Raw genomic sequence first — 22,370 nt, forward strand, 5'->3', positions numbered from 1 at the left:
AAAAGCTAGCCATGAAGAAGTTGGAGTACGAAGTTGAGCGGCTGCGAGCGGAGAATGCCTTCTTAAAAAAGTTACAGGAGTTCCAAAGGAGGCGACGCTAAGCCAGCATCGACAGGAGAATGTCTATCTCGAAATACAAGCCGTGCAACAGGCAGAGTCGCTCAGCATACAGCTTCTATGCAAGAACTCTGGAGCTGGCGCAGGAAGCTGCGTCAGGCAGTACGCCCATGCTTCATAGCGACAGAGGTTACCAATATACGTCGATAAGCTTTAAAGAGATGTTGGATAACGCCGACATGAAACAGAGCATGTCTCGAGTTGGTCGTTGCATCGACAATGGACCGATGGAGTCTTTCTGGGGGACGCTAAAATGCGAGAAATATTATTTGCATACCTACCGAACTTTTGAACAGTTAAAGAAAGACATTGAGGACTATATCCACTTCTACAATTACGAACGATTACAGAGAAAACTAAACGGCCTCAGTCCGATGGAATTCAGGACCAAGGCCGCATAGATGATTTATATTTTTTACACTGTCTACTTGACGGGGTGCAGTTCAAAGGGATGGTCTTTTGCAAACACGCGGGAATTAATGGTTCCCATTAGTCCTGCGGCTCATTTGATTCACGGCACTAAAGAGAGCTTTGATCGAAGAAGTCATAATATCGACGTCAACGCCGCAGCCCCAATATACGCTGCCGTCCGAGGCCGTGATGCCGATGTAAGAGACGGCTTGCGATTTAGAGCCGATTTCCAAAGCGTGCTCCGTATAGACCAGATCGCTGTACTGAAGTCCAAGGTACGCTTGCAGCGCGTTGCTGATCGAATCGAGTCTACCGTTCCCCGTCCCCGTAATTTCCTCCACTCCATCACCCGTCCGCAACACCACGATCGTTTGAAAATCCTCGTCGTCGTTAATGCGGTATTTCACAAACTCGATAGGCGTTTTAAGGTTTACATACTCCTTGATGAACAGGTTGTATATTTCATCCGGAAGCAGCTCTTTTTGCTGCTGGTCGGATACGTTTTTGACGTAATATCCGAAATGCTCGCGCATTTTCTGCGGAAGATCTAGCCCGTACTTTTGCTGAAGCACATAACCGATTCCGCCCTTGCCCGACTGGCTGTTGATGCGGATAATATCGCCTTCGTATTGTCTGCCGATATCCTTCGGATCGATGAGCAGATAAGGGACCGACCAGTGCTGCGGATCCTTTTCTTCGCGCCATTTCATTCCTTTGGCAATCGCATCCTGATGCGAACCGGAGAAAGCCGTAAATACAAGCTCACCGCCGTACGGATGTCTTTCGCTGACCTTCATTTTGGTAAGCCGCTCATAAACGGAAATGATGGCCGGAATATTCTCGAAATTCAGCTTCGGGTCGACCCCGTGCGAGAACATGTTCAGCGCCAGCGTCACAATGTCCACGTTCCCCGTCCGCTCGCCGTTTCCGAACAAGGTGCCTTCCACGCGCTGGGCTCCGGCCAGCATCCCCAACTCGGCATCGGCTACGCCTGTTCCTCTGTCGTTATGCGGATGCAGCGACAAAATAACATGCTCCCGGTATTTCAAGTGTTCGCTCATGTACTCGATTTGGCTGGCGTAGACATGCGGCATAGACATGGATACCGTTGCCGGCAAGTTAATGATGACCGGGTTCTCCGCCGTCGGCTGCCATACGTCCAGCACGCTGTTGCAGATGTCCAGCGCAAAATCGACCTCCGTACCCGTGAAGCTTTCCGGCGAATACTGGAACTGGAAGTTTCCTTCCGTTTCCGACGCGCATTCCTTGAGCAGCTTGGCGCCGCTCACAGCGATGTCGATAATTTCCTCCTTCGATTTGCGGAATACTTGCTCCCGCTGCGCCAAAGAAGTCGAGTTGTACAAATGCACGACCGCCTTTTTCGCGCCTTTCAGCGATTCAAAGGTTTTACGGATAATATGCTCCCTCGATTGGGTAAGCACTTGAATCGTGACATCATCCGGAATCAAATCCTGCTCGATCAATGTGCGCAGGAAGGTGAATTCCGTTTCCGACGCGGCGGGGAATCCGACTTCGATCTCCTTGAACCCGATCTCCACCAGCATTTTGAAGTACTCCAGCTTTTCCTCCAAATTCATCGGAACGATCAACGCCTGATTTCCGTCACGCAGGTCGACGCTGCACCAAATCGGAGCTTCCGCAATATATTCCTTCCGGGTCCAATTCAAGCTCGCCTCCGGCGGCATAAAGTATCCTCTGGCGTATTTCTCGACGTTTTTCATGGGTATCCATCCTTCCATCATTTTATGTAACTGGTTTGTCAAGGTCCGGTATAACGCAAAAAAGCCTTCCATCTCTGTTATACAGAGACGAAAGACTTGGCATCTTACGCGGTACCACTCCGAATTCATGCCATAATCGGCATGCACTCCGCGGATAGGGGTTCCCGGACCTGCCCGGTAAACCTTATATCCTCCTGAAGATAACGGTCAGGATTCCGGCTCCACCTACTCCACTGTTCAGCGAGCAACTCCAAGGTGAGTTCCGTTTTTCCTTACGGCTGTTTCGCACCAACCAACAGCTCTCTGTTCGCTTGGAAAAGCGTACTATTCCTCTTCAACGTATTAGATATTAAAGTCAATCCTAAAACACCTATGCCGTCTTTGTCAAATGATTTTTTACGAATCATACAAATGGGAGGTATCCATGGTCTCCACTAATTGGATAACATTCTTTTCCAAATAAGCGATTACTTTATCGGATAACGCGTTTCCGAAACTAAAACGTTTCACGCCCAATTCTTTTAACTTATGGCAATTCGTCAGTCCCGGCAACGACATTACATTCAGTGGAGCACTGATACTGGTTGCGATTTCTTTGATTTCGTCATCTTCTTTTAAACCGGGAACGAAAATTCCGCTGGCCCCGCTCTCCACATAGGCTTTCACCCGTTCAAGAGTCTCCGGCAAGGGATTTTCCTTTTGTAAATAAGTATCGGTTCTGGCATTTATGAAAAAGCCTTTATAACCATACCGGTCCAGCGCTATTCTTATTTTCTCCAAGAGTTTACAGTGCTGGGTGATCTCTCTTAAACCCGTTGATTTCTTTAATGAATCTTCAATATTGATCCCAGCTACCCCGACATCGGCCGTCCTTAAGACATTCGTAATGATTTTGTCCGTATCCTCACTGTATCCCGACTCAATATCGGCCGAAACCGGTATTTTTACATTCTCCGTAATCGTTTTGATGATGCCCAAATGACTATTGAAATCAATCAATTCCCCGTCCGTAAACCCCAAGGAGTTCGCGATGCCCCAACTGGTTGTACCGATCGCTTTGAATCCCGCCTTTTCGAGAGTCAGGGCGGAAAGCAAATCCCAGGCATTTCCCAAAAATAATAATTCCTGCGACGAATGCATTTCATTGAAATCTTGAATTTTGCTCATTCGACTTCCTCCTAATACTTGTTAAAGCAATAATAACAAGTAACGGGCCTCCATTTCGACCTCAATATTGCGATTATGCTCTGAATTTAAGACAAAAAAGTGAAGCCGGATAAGCTTCACTTCCATCTTCATGAATGTCGAACAAGAACCCTCCCACGGGGATTCACTAAATGATTGTCGGTACCATTCCCCCATCCATACGGATTGGAGAACCTCTAAAAGCGGAGGCATATGGGCTGCATACAAATGCAGCTAGTCTGCCTATTTCGCTGGGTCTGATAAACCGCTGTATTTCGGATTGCGGTAGATTGGAGGTCATGAATTTTTTCTCTTTTTCGGCAAAAGTCATCTCTTCATTCGAGTATACACTCTCAATGATCTGCTGCACATTTTCGGAGAGTGTCGGTCCGGGCATGATCGTATTGACGGTAACTTCCGTTCCCGCCGTTAATTTGGACAAGCTTTTTGACAACGATAAAAGCATGGATTTCGTCATACAATACTGCGGCATTTGTCCGGACGGCATGACCGCTTCTTCACTCGCGATAAAGATAATGCGGCCATAATTATTGCTCAACATTTTAGGCAAATAAAATTTGGATAATCCGTTTGCGGCAAGCACATTCGTGTCGAAGTACTTATGCCATACTGCATCGTCCACGTCCTCATACTGCATAATTTCATAGATTCCCATATTATTAACCAATATATCTATATCGGGATATTCTTCAAACAAGGCTTCTCTTTGTTCCATATCCACGAGATCGGCTGCGGCATTTTGAGGGGAAGTAGCCGGGTAAGCCGACTTGATTTCATTAACAACTCGTTCTACCTCTTCATGGTTTCGACCATTTATTAATACATTCACGCCTTCTTTGGCAAGCTCGACGGCAATGGCTTTCCCGATCCCTCTTGTTGACCCTGTGACTAATGCCGTTTTATTATTTAATCCCATATCCATTATTCATTACTCCTTTTATTCCGAATAGGGATTATATTATCTTAATTGAATCGGCCGGTAACTAGCACATTGCGCCAAACTTCTTGCTATACGCGCCATTTGGGTAAAATTTATTTAGTCTGCACCCAAGTGTGCAATACGCCAATGCGAAGGAGTATCCCCTTCCCAAAGACGGAAGGCACGATAAAACGAGTTCTGGTCCTCATATCCGATTAAGAAAGCCACTTCTTTAATATCGAGCGAAGGGTCTGCCAAGTATTCCAAGGCCCGCTCATGTCTGGCCTCCGTCAAAAGATGCTTGAAGCTCGTATTTTCTTCGGTGAGCCTGCGCTGCAAGGTCCGGTCGCTCATACCGATCTCCTTCGCGACATCCTGCATGTCGGGGCGTCCCCCCGAAAGGCTGCGTTTCATGATCCATTTCACCGTATCGGTAATTGAGCGGCTGCCCTGCTGTTCATTAAGCGATTGGTCCAGAACGGGAGTCAAAATATCCAGCAGCTCCGCATTGTATGAGATAAAGGGACGATCCAGATCGCTTCGATGCAGCGTGAGTCGGTTGCATTTTGCGCCAATCCGGACGGGACAGCCGAAATAAGCTTCAAGAGCCCGCACATTGCCCATGGAATGCGAAAACTCAACGAGCTGCGCGGTCAAAGGTTGACCCGTGCCCCGACGCCCAAGCTCCAAAAGAAATGCCAGCGTAATCCCAACCAGCAGCGGCGGACCGGACTCCTCGTTGAATTGCCAGTCCAATTCGATTGTACAGCGTCCATCCGCTTCGTCAATGCTTAGGCTTTCGGGCGGGCACAGCTGTTTGTACCGGGCCATTCGATACAGAGCGTCACGGTAATCACGAGCATGATAAGGCGCCAAAACGGTCGGCGGGTACTTCACGGTTTCAAAGACGGTCGCAAGCTCAATGATTCCTTGAGCCGTGTCACCGATAAGATCGGAATAAGCCTGCCAGATCGCGAAATATTCGGCGGAAGTGACAACGGAATCCGTTATGACGGTCAGCGGCAGTCCCGCTTTGCGGGCTACTTCGTATTCTGAAATGCCTAATTGCTGCAATCCGGCCCAAAATCCCAGGGGGATTTTAATGCGATCTGAGGTATGAGTCTTCATGGGCTTGGGCCTCCTTTGTATTTATATTCATGGTTCTGGTCTGATAACTAATATAGTACCTCGCCCATTACGCTCTGTAACTGGTAGGAATATACAAGTGGTTTAGTTTCGGCAAGAAAACGGTCTACTAAAAATATAGATTCCCGAACAATTGAGTTAAGTTTACATAATATAAGTTATGTTGTTACATGGTCCATAGTAACGAAAAAGCCGCCAATTTGGCGGCTTCTTATATTTTACTGATCACTGGTTGTAGCTTCGTACAAACGCTGTAAAATGGTAACAGCTTCAGCACGCGTGACTATTTCTTTCGGGCGCAGATTCCCTTCTTCATTTGCGGTAACGATCCCCAGTTGAGTTATGGTATAGAAGGCTTCCGCCTTTTGATCCTGGAAATCCCCGTCATAGTCCAACACTCCCTGGTATTCATCGCTAATATACAATACCGGATAGTTGACCGAGAAATCGTCATCACCCTCGGCGGGCCTAACTTTGATATCCTTGTATTGCCCTGCAGCGGAAACCACTTCCTCCACCTCGGGATGGAGCGTCTGCTTGGTATAATCCGTCCGAATGGATGCAAGCATCATTACATCCCAGCGGGTCAACGGTTTATCGGGTCCGATATAGAATTTATAATCCGGATAGACGCCTCCAAAATTTACAGCAAACGGCCAAATATTTTCCCCGTTGAAAACTGCGGCAAAATCTTGATTGGCCCAGTGCTTGCGCGCATCCACAAAGTCTGAAGGTTCGCCGGACGAATAATCGATTTCCGGAAAAAGCTTATGAAACATATGTACGAATTCCGCTTTCGTTATCGGTTTGTCCGGCTTAAAGGTCCCGTCCTTATAACCGGTAACAACCCCCTTTTCGACCATCGTAGAAATCGAATCGACAGCCCAGTCATATTTTGTCCCATCCACATCAGGAAACGCAGCTGCCGCGAATGCGGACTGACCGAACAACAGCGAGACCGCAACCAGCGGGGCGATAAACCATTTCTTTTTTAACATTCTTTCCCCTTCTCTTTGGTAAAATTATATTTCTAATAGTTCTTTAGACTCATATTATATCGGCATTTTAAATACAAATTTTAATTACTTTACACATGAAAATAACGGCTTGCCAATTATCCGACTCTCGGCACCTCGATCGTCGTCATGGCGCTGCGCTTCTGCTCGTCATTGATATGCGTATAGATCATCGTCGTTTCAATCGACGCATGGCCGAGCAATTCCTTCACGATCCGGATGTCGACGTTATTATTCAGCAGCATCGTGGCAAAGGAGTGGCGCAGCTTATGGCAGGATAATTTCATATCGGTCATCTGCGGATGATCCCGTTTGAAGGCGTCAAAGACTTGGGCGGCGATTTTTTGGATCTGACGGATCGAGAGTCTTCTCCCTTTCTGGGAGACAAAGAAGGCGTCTTCTTTCGAGCTGTAAGGTTGTATTCGCTCCGCTTCCACTTTGATAAGATATTCAGCGACCAAATCGGGCAGCGGGATCTCGTTCCATTTCCGGCCTTTGCCCAACACCTCGAGCGTTCCCTTTTCTTTCTTGAAATGCGACAAATTCAGCCGATGCACCTCACCCACCCGCAAGCCGCAATAGCCCATTAAAAGAAAAATAGCCAAGTTTCGGTCACGGTAACGGCCCTCTATATAGGTCAAGACGCTTCGGAGATCCCGCTCTTCCAAATAGACCGGATTTTTGTTCTTCTCGGTCTTTGATTTCTTCACCTCCATGGCAGGGTTCCTTGTGGCCAACTCAAAATCGATGAGCGAAGCATAAAATGAACGAATCGCCGACAGGCTGCGGTTCCTCGTCCGATACCCGGCCGATTCCCGCTTGGAAACTAGAAAGCTGACGACATTCAATTTCCCGGCCCGCTCAACCGCCAGCTCATCCAGCGAGTTCAAGTAATCATAGACCTCTCTCATATATTCTTTTCTCGTCGCCTCGGTATAACCCGACTGCTTCATCCAAATCGTAAACGCTTGAATGGGCTCCGAATAGATCTCTTCGATGTAATGCTTATTCATTGATGTCATCCCCCACTAGAAAAACAATTCACTCTAAAACAAAAGTACGCAAAATACGTGTTTGGCGCACTTATTATAGCACATATGTTCCCTGGGAGGAATCATGAATCAAAATAATAAGCCGACATCCCAATAACGGGATATCGGCATTCTCCTTGTTTTCAGTTCCTGATTAATTGTGCACAATTTTATTCAATGGGAGTTCAAGCCTACCTAAGGAAAGAACAGACTTCGTATTGGTAACCTCTGGATGGTGGGGGTAAACCTTGAGATTGATTACGAACCTTCCTTGTTCCCCGATCGGTCCGTCCTCCCTCTTCATGCAATACTCAAGCTCGCTGCAAAATGCCTTTACGGAAGCATCATCATCCGTGTAAAGGAAAGGGTGCTTCAAGCAAATCGGGATTGATACCTCCGCCTCATCTCCTTCATCCATTAAGGGGCGGGTTGTTTGTACCCATAAATACGGGTATCGATAAACGGCCGAGCAAACAAGCGTACAAGAATAAATCTCATTCGACCCGGGTTTGAACAATTCCTGGAGCAGCGTTTGAATGTGGGCCTCCACCGTTTGGGTCGACACATTTGACTTTAACGCCGAAATATCAATGCCGGCATTACTTTTAATAACAGGCGCTACAGGATCTGCGGGCATCACTTTGGGAGTACGATACACAAACGCTTCCGCCGTAGCCTCTTGGTAGGTGGAACTGCCTTTAAGCAACAACTCGTTCCGAGTCTTGTACAAAGAAGCGCGAGCGCTCCGAACGCTAAGAATATCGATCCCGGTAATCGTAACGGTCTGTTCTATGTCCGCCGCCAGATGAAGCTTTTCCTTATTCGTTAAATACCGCTTGACTGTCGCGTCGTTTAACGTCTCTTCGACGAAAAATCGGAATATCGAACGATCATCAGATTTCGATATTGTTTCGGACTGATATCCGGCAAGCCGAATTTGGATATCCGAGGCCGGGATAGGCCCGGTTACGGAGTCAATCACCATTTCCAATGTTGAATTCCCATCCTCCGCCTCGGCTTGATCAACAATTCGTGACCATGTATGAAATGTAGTGAACAAACCGGAAGATTTGGTCTTAGGAAGTCGCTTTGACCGTGACGACCAACTGTCCGCGATACCTTGAACTGCCTTAAGCAAACAAGCGGCTGCTTTTACTTTGCCCGAGTCAAGAAGCATATGGGTTCGGATATCTTTCATAATATGCCGAAGCTGGGCCATCGCTTGCGGAAGATTGTCATCCGCAGTAAAGTGAACCGGCGAGCCATCTTCATTCCATTCGATTTCGTATTTCATTTCGTCCTGGGCGGGTGCGTCGTGTCCTAATTTGTAGCCAAAGATATAGTCCCATTTTCTGACCTCTTCCAAATTACTTGAGTCCTCCGGAGCGGACCATTCGTGCCGTGTTAATTCAGGAGGGACGGGATGTCCTTTAAGCACAACAGGTATCATTCGATTCCCCAATTTGAGTTCATACGGATTGATTAACTTAATCCAGGCAGAGGATTTGAATCTCTTCTCATCCGTTGTGATATGCTCAATATGACTAACCTTATAAGTAATTCCTTCCGCCTTATACCTGGAATATCCTCCGGCATCTTTGACATTGAATAAGTACGACAATAGGTTAATCCCTTCCGATAGGGACAGCTTGGCTTTAGAAAAAGAAGCCTGTACCATTGTGTCGCTAGGTTGCTCTGGATTCTCCTCTATCTCGGTAACATTCGCCGCAATCGAGCCGTAAAATCCAATGGATTTCATCCGTTCGGGATCCCCGCTCTCTAATTCGACGCGTACCGACTGCTGAATAATCGTGTCTTGATCGTAGGAAGCGGACAGTTGCACGAGCATGGCGTCCAAATAACGTTTCCGGGCGGCAGGTAAGTCATCTTGACTGGAATTTGACTCTTTTAATAACTTCCCTAGGTGGTTGACATTGCTTGTGAACGAATTTGCGATTTTCTCCTTGCATTTTAGAATTGATTCTAAAGTGAGACCCTGATCGATCTCCCCGATAACCTGAAGAAATGGCGGTCGAAGCATTTCATCGATAAACTCAAACATTTCCAATGTCCATTGGTCCAAATCTGCCTCTTGCTCGGCAAATAGAGTAGGATCACTAACGGATCCTCCCGGTTCCGCAAATGATTCATAGTTTTGTACAAGAAAGCTTCGTTTATGTTTCACGGTTTCTAAAGGGGCGGCCGCGTACAGGTACGTATCGGTTTGCAGCTCGATCTTGATGTTGCCTTGCTCACCGATGCCGACAATCCACAATCGATTGGCGTCCTCCCCCTCAATCCATGCTCCACGGGCTAATTTGTATTTTTGGTTCTCCTCTATCACATCGGCCAGTTGCTTCAAAGTTTGCTTGTCTTGAACATAGGTTCCAGGTTGATCGGGCTCGCCGGTCAATTGGGTTACGGATTCGTGCGCAATTCGGCTGCTTCCGCTTATCGCTTCGGAAATGCTTAGGAGCTCCGGATCGATTAGCTTTTCATCGGTTCGTTTGATCGACAGATCCACAGTGAATTCAAAAACGGGCTCTTTAATATCCCAATTCACATCAATTGTTGCAGATAATTGTGTTGTTATTGGGTTCGGAGACGTTGATGTCATCAGGCTGCACCAACAATTCAGAGCATATTGCTTCAAATCCGCCGTTACCGTGGCTTGATGATTACCGATCGAAGAACTTAAATATGCCTGCACATCACTGCGTGACAGATGGTGATATGCCGTAGCATAAATATCCTGGGCCACTTCCGGATCCGCCAGTTCCCGCGGATCAAAATGGAGCGTGACGCTTAACGACATACCCTTGTCCAAACGGTATGTCATCGTTGTTCCCGGCCATTGATGGGCCGGAACGACAAAGTCCCGGTATAGAATGGGCATTTCATAATGCTTACTCCAGCTATCAAGCACATTCCCGAATCCGTCCCGGGGAGTAAGCTTAAGGCGCAAGTTCTCCCCAATATGGGAGTATGGATTGTATGCAGGCTCCTGACAATCATCTACTGGGCCAGATACGGGCGGTTTGTTCTCTATGCGAAGCACAGAACGGTACTGCAGCCATTCCTTCGGTTCATTTTGATTTGAATTTATGGGACATGGGAGCTTATTAACGACCGACACAGGCGCAATGGGCACATCTGCAGCATCCTGATCGTCAAAATCTCCGTTCCCCTCTACTTTCGTACCGATCAAATGAAACATACGACGTAGATAGGCGGTCGGATCGGAAGAACCCGCCGTAGTTGGAGCGGGATGCGGACGATATACTTCCAAACCTACATGACCGGGCTGGAGTACAGGCACCTTCTTGTATATTAACTCATCCAGGAAAAAATAACTTTTTGAATTGCCCGATAGAGGTTCGGATATAACTACAGCGTTCATGTACGGGGCAAGCGCCGCCTGTAAGCCGTAGCTCAATAGGAGCTGAGCCTCGAAGGCATCACCGTTCTGGTAATGGGACCAATCGCTATACGTATATTTTAGAAAAAACCCGCCGGAATTCACGGTGCCGCTTCTATAAAGCGAAGAGGCGAAAATATCCAATTCATTACTAATCGTTGGAACTAGCCCTTCGCTATCTTTTGGTTCACTGAATGTCGTAAGATTGTTCCGGAAAATCATCACGGGTTCATCACTGGAAACCCAATCGTTTGTCTGGCTGTCACGATGCAGGATATGAACACTTTGTAAGTATACCTCATCCGCCGGAAAGTCATCTGTCGGAAGTTTCCGGGCCAGCCGTTCGAGAAGCTTTTGCCCATAGCCGGTTGCACCGCTCAATTCATAAAGATTGTCATACTGTGTCTTGACCAGCTTGACTTCCACGAACGTCGCCAAATCATACTCCGAGCGTTGGATTTCCTTACATTCTGATTGATCTCTACGGTACAACTTTAGTAAGGGAAGGTCGCTTATAAGCCTGCGGCCCAGCGCTGCCGTGAACACATGGAGGCCCTTACTTGGTCCGGAGTTAATACTCCAGTTAGCTCCGAGCTTGGCCGGGAAAGATTGAGGCACTTCGGTATAAGACGTGAGCGGTCGTATACATGGCCATTCTTGATCGGGCGATGGAACTGCTACATCCAACAAATCCCGCATCCGTTGAAGTTCACAATCCGGGAAAGTGACCTCCAGCTTATCTTCCTCTCCAGGAGGTTCCGTGCATGTATTCATTTTTACCGTTAGTTTGTTTCCCTTCTCAAGGGTAAACTTTAATTTCGAGATTTCATCCGGTTGGATGGCAAATAATTGTCCGATGTCGGAGTAAATGGATTTTTGAGTACCGCCCTCTGTGACGCGCAGACCAAACAGCGCAAACCGGGATTTCATGGCGGCCAGATTGGAAATAAGAGTCTTGCCATCATCCGACTTAACTTCTGGCAATTCTTTAATAAATTCTTCAATACGCTCTGTTCTATTGCCGATGGTCTTCACAGCCAAGTTAATGATTGACTTGATGACCAGGGTTACCGCGTCTTGCATCCAATGTACACTCATAGTCTTTGAACCGGTTGATACATGGATGCTTGGCTTTAGAAGAGACTCGTCATATTTTCGTTGGGAATCCGTTCGTTGATCCGCCATACTTTTGTACATATGGTTCTTAATTTTTTGGATATTTTGTTTCGAACGGGAACCTCTTATGTCATAATCCCACTTCTCACTTTCAATCGTTCCATCATTCTTCGTTTTTTCCAGGGTCAACTTAAGATCGGGAAGCATAGGGAAAAACACGAACGATTGTGTTTCTCTCTCAGGGTCTTCCGTACAGTCATCTACCTCGGGAGGACATACATGAAATTCGAAATATTCATTTAGAAAAGGAACAATATCCTGTTCATAATCAATTGGAGATTGCGAAATCCCGTCCTTAATTAATAAATCTTGAATATTCTTCAGCTGTTGTCCACTGATGTTCTGATTCATTAATTCATCATAACGGGTGTCCCTCCCGAATAAATACGCATTCACCGCCCATAGAAATAATCCTTCGATCCACTTCTGGAAGGAAGAATCTGTTACCTCAGAACCCGGAGCAGACATGTATAGCATCGCTGCACACTGGGAATCTTTAGTGCCTCCTTCGTCTCGTATAGACAGATGCGGCAAGAAATACAGTGTAATTTTCTCTTTTCCGCTTTTTGGGTAAACCCGCTTCCAGACCAATTTATCTTCATCCCGAAATTCCGGTGCATCCAACATTAGAGCAGGACTATACCATGGAGCATCCTCGGGTCGATCTTCGCCCATCGTAAAGTCCATTTTAAAATGTTCATGAAATTCTTTCGTTATCTTTCCTTTGGTAAATCCGAAGTTGACTTCAATTTCGCCTGAAGCGTCAACATTGAAATCAAAGGCAATATTTGAGCTTCTGTAGGCCTCCATGATTATATCGGCGGTTGTACTTACTTCACAATCGATTTCCGCCGTCAAGACCTCCAAATCGACTCGCCCAAAAATATTCCCCGCTAGTCCAAGCACGCCCTTATACCAATTAAATTTGTCGTGTTTCGAACTGTCTTTGGCTGATCTAAATGTGGCGATAGTCCCTTCAAGAATACCAACTCCAGTTATACTCAAACCCGCTTCCAGAATCCCTTGTCCGAAAGACTTGCCGTAACCGAGCTTCACGGCTATTCCCGCTTCAAGGATGGATTCAAAGCGGCCTACATCTCCTTCAACTTTGGGGACATTGGCATATGCCGAGGTTTCATTACTCTTGCGCGAAAAGTAAAGTCCTCCCCAGCCGATATACGGAGGCGCTTCAATGCAGAGAGACCGTGAGAAATCCAGGCCTGCCGGGAATCCGATATCTATTTTAAAGTCACCGTTACGATACAAATCGAAGGAAACCTCAGGAATGACCATTTTCACGGCTCCCATATTCGTTGAACGTTGTGCGTCGGGAAGTTGAATTGCTCCAGAAAAACGGCCTGGTGCCCCTTCTCTTTTCTCATACTGCACTTCTGCTTGCAGGCCCTTGAACGGCCCTGCCATTCCATCATCGTCCAAACCGACAAAAAGCCCGTAGCGATTATGCAGGTCCTGGAACAATGCGGCCAAATTGATATAGCGAAGGGGTTGAAACTTTAGACCGGCAATCCATCCGCTGTTGGGGTCATACTTTAGATCTTTCGGGAAAGAGTCACCGGCAGGCCCAAATACTTCCTCCATCTTATTAACCGTAGCTTCGACTGAACGGGATTCATCCAGCTCATCCGAAGTAATAAACTGCCCTAACGCTGCAAATTCTTCTTTCACGACCTTACACTCCTCTCGGCTTAAATATTTGTCGTTGTGTACCAACCAAGTCGCTTCTTATTTTGAGGATCTTCATAGAATCCTAAATTGAAATCGTATTTTTTTCCGAACAGATTTACGGAAGCTTCGGTCACAATACAGTAAATACTATTTTTATTCACCGACAATTTGAAGGCATTCGGCATGACCAAATTCAGCATTTCCTGCAATACCATCGTCCTGCGGCTTGGATCTACTCCGGGGATCTTTATTCCGCAATAGACTTCTTCATATGCATTCCATCCAATAAGGAAACTGCCGACTAATGCACCTTCCGGTACCAACTTTCCCAAGGTTCCCAAATTGATGGCATATTCAAGCCCGTACCAGTTATCATCATGATGAGAATCGCCTACACCGTCTAGTTTTATTTCCATATACCCCGCTTGCTTCCATTCATCTATGTTTTTTGCAACCATTAACTTGCGCAGGCGTAGCGGAAAATGATCGGCCAGGCTATGAATGCGTTGAGCGCTTTTATCAGGGTCGAATTCGATATGAAAAGGATCAAGGTCAAAGGTCGGTGGAGTAAAAGGATCACTTACACTAAACTCCATGGTGATTCCCAAATTATTGAACAATAAACCGTTATCGCCCTCCCCATATCCTAATATGTCCATGTTGTGAATGGGACCGATTAATTTTTCGATAAAGGACTTCCAGCCCCAAACCGAGAACCGCGATTTAATGTTCTTTATATCTGTCGCGTCCGTAGTTTGAAAGCTGACCTTGATCATCTTTATAGCTTCTAAAATCGGATGATTACCTTTCATTTTGGCAATAGTTGCACTATCCGTTTGAAAAACATAGGAAGGGATTCCTTCGTGCCTTTCAATAGAGCCGGTTAATGTCACAACCGGGTCCTGGTTTGCATCCTCGATAACAATCTCGGTTTCATACAGTTTCCGAATGAGAAGCTGCATTTTGGATTCAAAGGTTTCGATATTGGAGTTTTCAAAACGCGCTTTTAGCTCGGTCACCCGAAATCCGAACGGTTGGCTCCCCCAAACATTGGCATCATCTTGATAGTGGATAAATCCAAACCAGGAACTTAGCTTGTCCATGCTTAATCCGTCAGCTTTCCATTCGACCCTGCCGCCATTCAGGCCGATATGATGAGCCCGGAACGGTTTCAGTGGATTGATGCCGCCGAGCAATCCAATTAGCTCCTTCGGCATATCTTCTTTCCTAATATCCACATTTAATGCCAATATGCCTGTCCAATCCGGTTTGTTGCATAGGCGGTGAAAGGGAATAAGCTCCGGCGGCAGTTGATCCTCTTCCTCATCCACACGGCAATAACTTACCAGCGCTTGGGAGAGCTTGTCGAGCTGCTGCTTGTTAAATTGTTCCGGATTTCCCCAGAGGGCGGGCTGTTTCAGCCAATCGGCCAGCTTTCCGGGGGCATACTTCATAATTACAATGTTGCGGTTATCGCGGTTCTCGGGATCTCCCGGAAGAGATTCCGGAATATTTATTTGAAACGGCCAATCCGAAATAGAGATTTTGTTATTAAACTGACTCCAGTGCGTTTTGCTGTTAATGGACATCACGAGAAAGAGGCGGCTGGACAGCATGGTGTTGCGAAAAGCATTCGAAAGCCCCAGAAATTCAAGTCTTTCTCTCTCCGGTCCTAGTGTTGACGAATCGGGATTCCTGTCATTCTGGCCAAGCACAAGAGTATCCCATGAACCCGCCGATTCACTGACGAGCAACCCTTGTGGAGTTGCTGACCATCCATTTTCCGATGATGAATCCGCTGTCCGTGCGGCTCTTGCTGACTCAGAGAAACGGTCCATGTATCGTTTTCGGTTAGGGGCGATGGCAAACCGCTCAAAGTTCAATGCTGACTTCATGGCTGCGTCATTTTCTCTCTGGATTCCTTGAAATGGAACTAGAGGCACACTATGGGCTTCTTCCATCCAATCATATAGTTTCGGCTCATGGAACCTGCTCACTCCATCCACTAGAGGACGGTAATGAGGTTCTTCTTCTGGCTGTGAGGAGTAAACGATCGGCGGCGATTCCGGCAGCCTGCTCTCGCTTGGCCTAATCGATATCCAGGCGGTAGAAGCGGAGTTCCCTAATTCGGGAACTGACAACAACTCCCCGGAATGTGCCGGATCGGCAGGCCAAAAGGCAGCGCAGCCGGGCACAAACAACATCCGATCGCCTGCATATGTACCGAAAGCGGGATTGAAAATTACGGTCTCGGTTCCTGTGGTACCGCAGAGAAGATTTGCTGATGGAACGGCGTGCTCAATGGATAAATAGAAATGCCCTTGAGGGATTGTATAAGCTTCTTGATTATAATCGGAGGAGAATACCAGTAAGGCACTGCCTGCCAAGGGGCGGGGCTCCTCGGATATCGATTGTTCGTCAAACTCGAGCTGCGGAAGAAGCGTAATCTTATGCCCGAAAGAGGTGCGGAAATGACTGGGTAACCTAGGAATTATTGATTCTTCCGTACGATCAAATGCCAGATAAGAACGCAGGCCGGCATGAGGAAGCCGTGCAAATTCGCGGTTATATGGATCGGTTGGATCCAGGGATACGTGGAATATCAATTTTAATCCTGGCGTCGGTTCAAACACAGGATAGAACTGCTCAGTGGCGGTTGGAACGGGATGACCTTTTTTGAGGTAAAAGTATTTCAAACCCAAGTTTAACTTGTTATTAAGTTCTTCCGACGCAATTTTAACGGTAAACCGGAACGTCCCTCCATCTTTGCCGCCAAAGGGTAACAGTACAGCAGCACTTTGGATAAGCGGTTTATCTTTTCGACCTTCCATAAATCTAATATTTTTAAATTCCTTGTTAAATATAAACTCAAGTTGTTCTTTACCCGAATTATATTTCACCGCCGTGTTGCCGTTAATACTTAACCATATACTGTTGCCTAACGATACATTATAATCCATTGCAGTTAAATAGTCCGACAGTTGAATAGGCTTTAATCTTACAAAAGGCCGTTGTATAGAGCCATCGGGATGGAGCCATAGAAGCCAGGTTTCGTCATGTTGATCACCCAACAGCTTTATAGCCTCATTTAGATCATCATAATTCGGCTCCGCAGCAGCAAACACAAATATCCCCATGTTATTCCAGGCTTCGCCTAAAGACAAGGAGTTGGAACGAAGTGTTCCTCTAGGCCGAAATCCCCGCCATCCTACTGTATCCGTTTCTGCGGCAGCATAGAAGCTGTATGTTTGATCCGTGGGTAAGTAATGTAGAGCAGATTTCATTGAATGTCACCCCGTGTGTGTATAAACTTCTTGATGTTCTATGGGCATTCATTGCCATCATAAGTCCATTTTGCTAATATCCGTGGGTGGATGTTATGCCAGATATTATTAATCATAAACATACCGTCTATGCATAGTTTGCCGCAAACATTAAATTGAGGGATGAACAAGTCAATACTTCTAATCCAGACTAGCTGGACCCTGCTTTTGGAGTGGATTCCGTTTACCGGGCACAGAAGAACATCATGTTCTTCTATATTTTGATTGAACAGGATCAAGGGATCTTCATTTCTGGAACCTTGCTTGTAGTCCCTTACCAAGTAAGTATTAGTGGACAAATCCGAGAAGAAAATTTCGGCAACATTTAAAAAACCTCCCGGCACGTTTTGATGAATATCGACGAAAATTTTGAGGGGTCCGCATTCATGCGTGCGTTCTATATTTTTTGGAATACCTGCTGTATCCGAACAATCAAGTGTAAATCCTATCCATTCTGCGATTAAATATGTCAACGATTGGGGAGATCTTCCGAAATGGTCGGTCAAGATTCCCTGTACAAACACTCTGCCGCCGGTCTTCCCCACATCAGGAACATAGCTGATGCGTACCCGGAAAGTCTGCGGGCAATCCCGTAATCCGGAAACGAAACATGCGTCCTGTTCCAATTTATCCTGATCCAACAAAACCCGGGTTTCGGACGTTCCCTGCACCATCATAAACGAGGATTTCTTGCGAAATTGAACTTTAATTAAATCGATCTCGTAACCTCCCAAAGAATAGAGATATACAATAGCCTCTATTTCATGATCGCCCTTACCTATCACGGTCCGGCAGATTAATGGATCTTTACACGGAGGAATTTGTCTTGGATTCGCCAGTTCTTTATTCATAGGGGACCTCCCTCTCGCCTTAAGTGCAAGGCTTCGGTCTATTCATATGCTAAAAGAGCCTATTTGGTACGTGTACAAGCTAATAGTTTCAGTTTTAATAATCTAACTAGGACTAAGAGGCGTTTTTCGATTGACCCGATTCAAGTTCAACTTCTCTACTCCTCATATTCAAGACAGCCTCTTTCCGTCCAAAAATCTGCGAGTTTAATGGCATAATCCGAAGTAACAAAGCTAAACTTTGTTGAGTTCAGATCCGACGTTCGAATTTGTACAGGTTATTTAAATTTTTATCAAATCAGCAATAGTGCCATGTTCTTGTACATTTTCGGCAATGGGACCAAGTTCTTGTCCTCTGACATTCCTATCCTATGCGATACCGGACTTTAGTCGAGGTCCTTTACCTGCTGGGGGCCAGTTCCGAATTACGGAGATATTGGTTAAAATATAGCTAAGTCTTTTGGAGGAGCGATGGAGGATGAATTACGAATATAAAGTACAGAGGGAAATTGCCGATTGGGAACAAAAAATATTCAAACCGCCGGGATGGCTGGAAAAAACATCGAAAACCATCAGCAGTCGAATCAACCAATTCATCCCTCCGAAGGTACACAACGTCATTACGACCACCATACGATCGATCGTGCGTACGGCATTGTTCGGCGCGGAATATACGCCTAGCCGTTCGGTAAACAGCACTCCGGAACTGGAGTCTGCCGATCAGGAAGCGAAAGAACTGTTCGCCCTATATCAAAAAATCGCGGTTGCCGAAGGCGCAGGCACCGGAGCCGGCGGAATTGTGCTTGGCATGGTGGACTTTCCCGCGTTAATTGCGATAAAGATGAAATTTTTGTTCGAGTTAGCTCATGTTTATGGCTATGATACCAAAGATTTTTCTGAGCGGGTATTTATCCTCAAGGTATTTCAAATGGCCTTTTCCGGGCCGGAAAGCCGGGCCAGGCTGCTCAATTCCATCAAAAATTGGCATATTGAAAAGGAGCAATGGCAATCGGACGCCGAATACTCCCGCAATATGGACTGGGAGACATTTCAGATAGAGTATCGCGACGCCATCGACTTCCGGAAGATGCTGCAGATGATGCCCGGAATCGGCGCTTTCGCGGGCGCATGGGCGAATTACACCATTCTCGAGGAGCTGCGTGAATTCGCCATGAACGCTTACCGCATCCGCAGATTGTACGATGATTTCATGGTTCTGGGTTAATCCTCACTCTGTCTCTATATAGACATCCCTCTTACTCCTGCATCTCATCTTCGATCCGCTTCATAAACTCTTCGGCGGCGCTGTAACCGAGCTGCTTGAGATACCAATTGTTGGCCGCGGCCTCGATCAACCCGGCCACGTCGCGACCCGGTTGAAGCTGGATTTCGATATGCGGAATTTGGACTCCGAGATATTCCGTAAACTGCGGCACCACCTCAAGCTCGTTGTTCAGTGAATTTTCCCGCCACGGAGACAGCTCGATGTCCAGCACAATCCGCGTCTCGTCCTGAAATGCCCTGCGCCCGTACTGGCGCACGACATTGATCAGTCCAATGCTGCGCAGCGCAAGGAACTCGCGCGTAGTCTCGTTGTGGGTTCCAAGGAGCGTCGCCGGCCCCAGCTTCTTGAGCACCACAATATCGTCCGCCACGAACCGGTGGCCTCTGCGGATCAGCGTATGGGCCGTCTCGCTTTTGCCGATCCCGGATTTGCCCCGAAGCAGAATGCCTATGCCCGATACATTCACGCACACCCCGTGAATCGATACTTCCGGAGCCAAAGCCTTCACCAGGTATCTGTCCAGCTTGGCGATAAATTCCGTTGTCGCTTCCGGAGTCCGCAACAGCGGGATCCCCTCCTGATCGCAGAATAGGGTCAGGAAAGGAATCTCCTGCTGTCCCGACGTCACAATAAAGCACGGCGGATGATATTTGACAATGTTCCCGATATGCAACTTGCGTTCCTCCACGCTAAGCGTCAATAAATAGGTAATTTCCTTGCGGCCGAGCACTTGCACCCGTTCCATTGGGAAAAAATCAAAATACCCGACAAACTCCAGCCCCGGTCTGTGCGTCCGCGGACGGGTAATCGGGCGATCCATACCGCTGGCTCCCGCAAGCACTTCCAATTGGAACGCTTTGGTAAGACTTTGAACGGTGACCGACTTCATGCGCCTCTCCTCCTATAGCTAGGGCGTACTTGAAAATATGCCCGATAATCGAATGCTTTGGGTTTTCGGATATATTCCACGACCGGGAGGGATATTCCTGCATCATACGCTCGGGCTCGAAGCATTACCCGATCGTGGATACCACATTTCCTTCCTGGTCCTTGATAAAGGTCTTAACGACTTGAATCACCATACCTTTGTATGTCGAAATTCCGACCATCTCTTCTATCGGCCGCAAACCTTCCGCCAATTCGGATGCTGCCGCTTCATCCAGCTTCAGCCGTACTTCGTTCTCTCCCGCTTCGTAATCAGTGGCTTCCGTCGGTTCCAGAACGATCCGCAAGCCTGGACCCGCCAGCGTCAGATCCTTCCCTTTCAGCAGGCGGCCGCGCAGCAGCTTGCCGACCGTTCCGGCCTGTTTTGCCCCCAGGGTAAGGATGGCCGGCGTCTTATTGAACAAACGTTTCTTGCCCGGTTCCCAAGATAATTGATCGATATATAAAAATCCGGTATTGGAACCGTCACGCTCTATGCCGCTATTGACCGCTTCGGAAACGGCGGGAATCTGCAGCAAACAGTCGCGGGACAAATCGGTAATATACCCCGGCAGAGCCTCTTGACAGGCTTCCAGCAGACCAAGGGTATTCCAGGTTTTCATCGCTTCCAGCTCATCTTCCGTGATGCCGACCATCTGCAGGAATTCGACTCTTCCATTCGGCGTATGTATGGCGGGAAGTTCGGGGTCCTCCATAAAGGCCAGCGCGGTCAATTGCGTATCGGCATCCAGACAAATTGGACCGTTTGCATCCATATAATCGCCGGCAGCGAAGATATTCCCGCTTTTAAACACATATCTCCCCATATTCTGCAGCAGGTTCAGCGCCCATGCCGGAGGCTCCTCCTCCGTTTCCTCGCGGGCGACCCGAAATGTAAGCTCGAACCCGTATCCGCTGTAATCGATATCTTCCGATTCCTTATCGTAGAGTTCGGAAAAACCGAAGGTGACGAGATGCCAGTGCGGGAACGGCTTATCGGCCTTATAAGCACTAATCCCGTCCAGCGGGTCATTCCCTCCCACCCTATACGGGATCAGCGTCCCGTAATGTTTAGGCTCCTGTGCTCCGTAAAGCCTGGTCATTTGCTCCTCGATGGCATCCCACCCGGATGTGATTACTTCCTCATTCATCAATGTCCCTCCAACATATATTTTTTGTATTATCGCAAAACAACGCATCTTCCAAACCGGTTCTATTTGAATATTCTTCTTATGTATAGCTGCTATTTTAACATCATACACGGGAAAGGTAAGGAAACGAAAGGTACAAAGTATGCAGATACTAAAAAAGAAACGGGATGCAAGGAAGATTCCTTGGCACCGCCGTTTCTTTCCGCTTTACATTATTTGCTGACCGAAAGAATAAACTTCTCCAGTGAGCCCGTATCGGTGATGGACTGATTGCATTCATTGTTATCCAAACACACGTAATGACCATAGGAAGAATAATTATCCGGCAAGGCGGATTTCGTTCTGACCGAGAAGAAGGCAAGCTCATGGTGCCGGTTGCAGAACAGGCAATACCCCTTCTTGTTTGTCGGTGTAATTCTCCCCTCGATGCCGATAAACTTGCCTTCAAACGGATAAACCAGGAACAATCGGTTTGAAGCGATATCGATCCAGCTCAAATACGTGATATATCGAAAATCGATGGATCCCAAATCAGGCACTTTCAGCTTCTTATTTTTAGGGAACAGCTTCTGAATTTGTTTCTCCGTGATCGGCGGAAATGGCTCCAGGTACTGTTCCAATGCGTCAAGATATCTTTGGAAATCATAGGCTGTCTCGAAAGTCGAAATCGGCTCCAACATTCGCTTTTGATCCTGTGTCAGATCGGGAAATGCTCCGGTAATGTTCGTTACAGCCGTATATCTTACAGTATCCAAGACCCTCCGGTCCGCAACGGTTCGCAATGTTTTCAGAAGGAATTCCGCTTGTTTCTTAATCACATTAAATTGATGGTTTCTAATAAATGTTGTACTCATAGCTCTTCAGCCCCTTATTTTTAATGAATAATAATAAGGTGCAAAGCCTGTTATTAGAAACGATAATAGCTTAAGTTCGGGCGATTGAATGATATCCTATCGCACCCCACGCAAAGT

General features: G+C 47.0%; 14 protein-coding genes and 1 other annotated feature. Of the genes, 2 read left to right on the forward strand and 12 right to left on the reverse strand.

The genetic code is table 11. From position 1 onward, the window contains the following. Positions 1-119 precede the first annotated feature (119 nt). Positions 120-518: an IS3 family transposase gene (locus V3851_RS07085; RefSeq protein ID WP_331845828.1), complete on the forward strand. Its 399-nt coding sequence runs from the start codon at positions 120-122 to the stop codon at positions 516-518. 75 nt (positions 519-593) lie between these two features. Here V3851_RS07085 and leuA read toward each other — a convergent pair whose 3' ends face one another. The 9 genes from leuA to V3851_RS07130 all read right to left on the reverse strand — a co-directional run bounded on the left by leuA (position 594) and on the right by V3851_RS07130 (position 18,042). Then, a complete protein-coding gene (gene leuA / locus V3851_RS07090; RefSeq protein ID WP_331845829.1) occupies positions 594-2,270 on the reverse strand; it encodes a 2-isopropylmalate synthase in 1,677 nt (558 codons plus the stop codon). Between the two features lie 80 nt (positions 2,271-2,350). Next, positions 2,351-2,617, reverse strand: a binding site (T-box leader). Between the two features lie 49 nt (positions 2,618-2,666). Then, positions 2,667-3,437 carry an isocitrate lyase/PEP mutase family protein gene (locus tag V3851_RS07095; RefSeq protein WP_331845830.1) on the reverse strand — a complete coding sequence of 257 codons (771 nt, stop codon included), beginning with the start codon at positions 3,435-3,437 and terminating at the stop codon, positions 2,667-2,669. Positions 3,438-3,603: 166 nt separating this feature from the next. Then, positions 3,604-4,398 carry an SDR family NAD(P)-dependent oxidoreductase gene (locus V3851_RS07100; RefSeq protein WP_331845831.1) on the reverse strand — a complete coding sequence of 265 codons (795 nt, stop codon included), beginning with the start codon at positions 4,396-4,398 and terminating at the stop codon, positions 3,604-3,606. 114 nt (positions 4,399-4,512) lie between these two features. Beyond that, positions 4,513-5,523 (reverse strand): helix-turn-helix transcriptional regulator, encoded by a 1,011-nt coding sequence (locus V3851_RS07105; protein ID WP_331845832.1) that lies wholly within the window; start codon positions 5,521-5,523, stop codon positions 4,513-4,515. Positions 5,524-5,759: 236 nt separating this feature from the next. Next, positions 5,760-6,539, reverse strand: a complete 780-nt coding sequence (locus V3851_RS07110; protein ID WP_331845833.1) for an S-layer homology domain-containing protein — start codon at positions 6,537-6,539, stop codon at positions 5,760-5,762. A 116-nt stretch (positions 6,540-6,655) separates the two neighbouring features. Then, positions 6,656-7,579 (reverse strand): tyrosine-type recombinase/integrase, encoded by a 924-nt coding sequence (locus V3851_RS07115; protein ID WP_331845834.1) that lies wholly within the window; start codon positions 7,577-7,579, stop codon positions 6,656-6,658. A 163-nt stretch (positions 7,580-7,742) separates the two neighbouring features. After that, positions 7,743-13,868: a hypothetical protein gene (locus tag V3851_RS07120; RefSeq protein WP_331845835.1), complete on the reverse strand. Its 6,126-nt coding sequence runs from the start codon at positions 13,866-13,868 to the stop codon at positions 7,743-7,745. A 20-nt stretch (positions 13,869-13,888) separates the two neighbouring features. Next, positions 13,889-17,152 carry a hypothetical protein gene (locus V3851_RS07125; protein ID WP_331845836.1) on the reverse strand — a complete coding sequence of 1,088 codons (3,264 nt, stop codon included), beginning with the start codon at positions 17,150-17,152 and terminating at the stop codon, positions 13,889-13,891. Between the two features lie 38 nt (positions 17,153-17,190). Next, a complete protein-coding gene (locus V3851_RS07130) occupies positions 17,191-18,042 on the reverse strand; it encodes a hypothetical protein (protein ID WP_331845837.1) in 852 nt (283 codons plus the stop codon). Positions 18,043-18,517: 475 nt separating this feature from the next. Between V3851_RS07130 and V3851_RS07135 the strand changes: the two genes are divergently transcribed. Beyond that, positions 18,518-19,264, forward strand: coding sequence for an EcsC family protein (locus V3851_RS07135; protein ID WP_331845838.1), 747 nt, complete (start codon positions 18,518-18,520; stop codon positions 19,262-19,264). 31 nt (positions 19,265-19,295) lie between these two features. On the opposite strand, the gene hprK is transcribed toward V3851_RS07135, so the two are convergent. From hprK to V3851_RS07150, 3 genes are all read right to left on the reverse strand, one after another. Continuing rightward, positions 19,296-20,213 carry an HPr(Ser) kinase/phosphatase gene (gene hprK / locus V3851_RS07140; protein ID WP_331845839.1) on the reverse strand — a complete coding sequence of 306 codons (918 nt, stop codon included), beginning with the start codon at positions 20,211-20,213 and terminating at the stop codon, positions 19,296-19,298. Positions 20,214-20,337: 124 nt separating this feature from the next. Beyond that, positions 20,338-21,399 carry a suppressor of fused domain protein gene (locus V3851_RS07145; RefSeq protein ID WP_331845840.1) on the reverse strand — a complete coding sequence of 354 codons (1,062 nt, stop codon included), beginning with the start codon at positions 21,397-21,399 and terminating at the stop codon, positions 20,338-20,340. A gap of 212 nt (positions 21,400-21,611) precedes the next feature. Beyond that, entirely contained in the window at positions 21,612-22,253 is a 642-nt protein-coding gene (locus V3851_RS07150; RefSeq protein ID WP_331845841.1) for a FusB/FusC family EF-G-binding protein, read from the reverse strand. Between the last annotated feature and the right edge of the window lie 117 nt (positions 22,254-22,370).

The sequence above is a fragment of the Paenibacillus haidiansis genome (assembly GCF_036553665.1).
Classification (GTDB): Bacteria; Bacillota; Bacilli; order Paenibacillales; family Paenibacillaceae; genus Fontibacillus; species Fontibacillus haidiansis.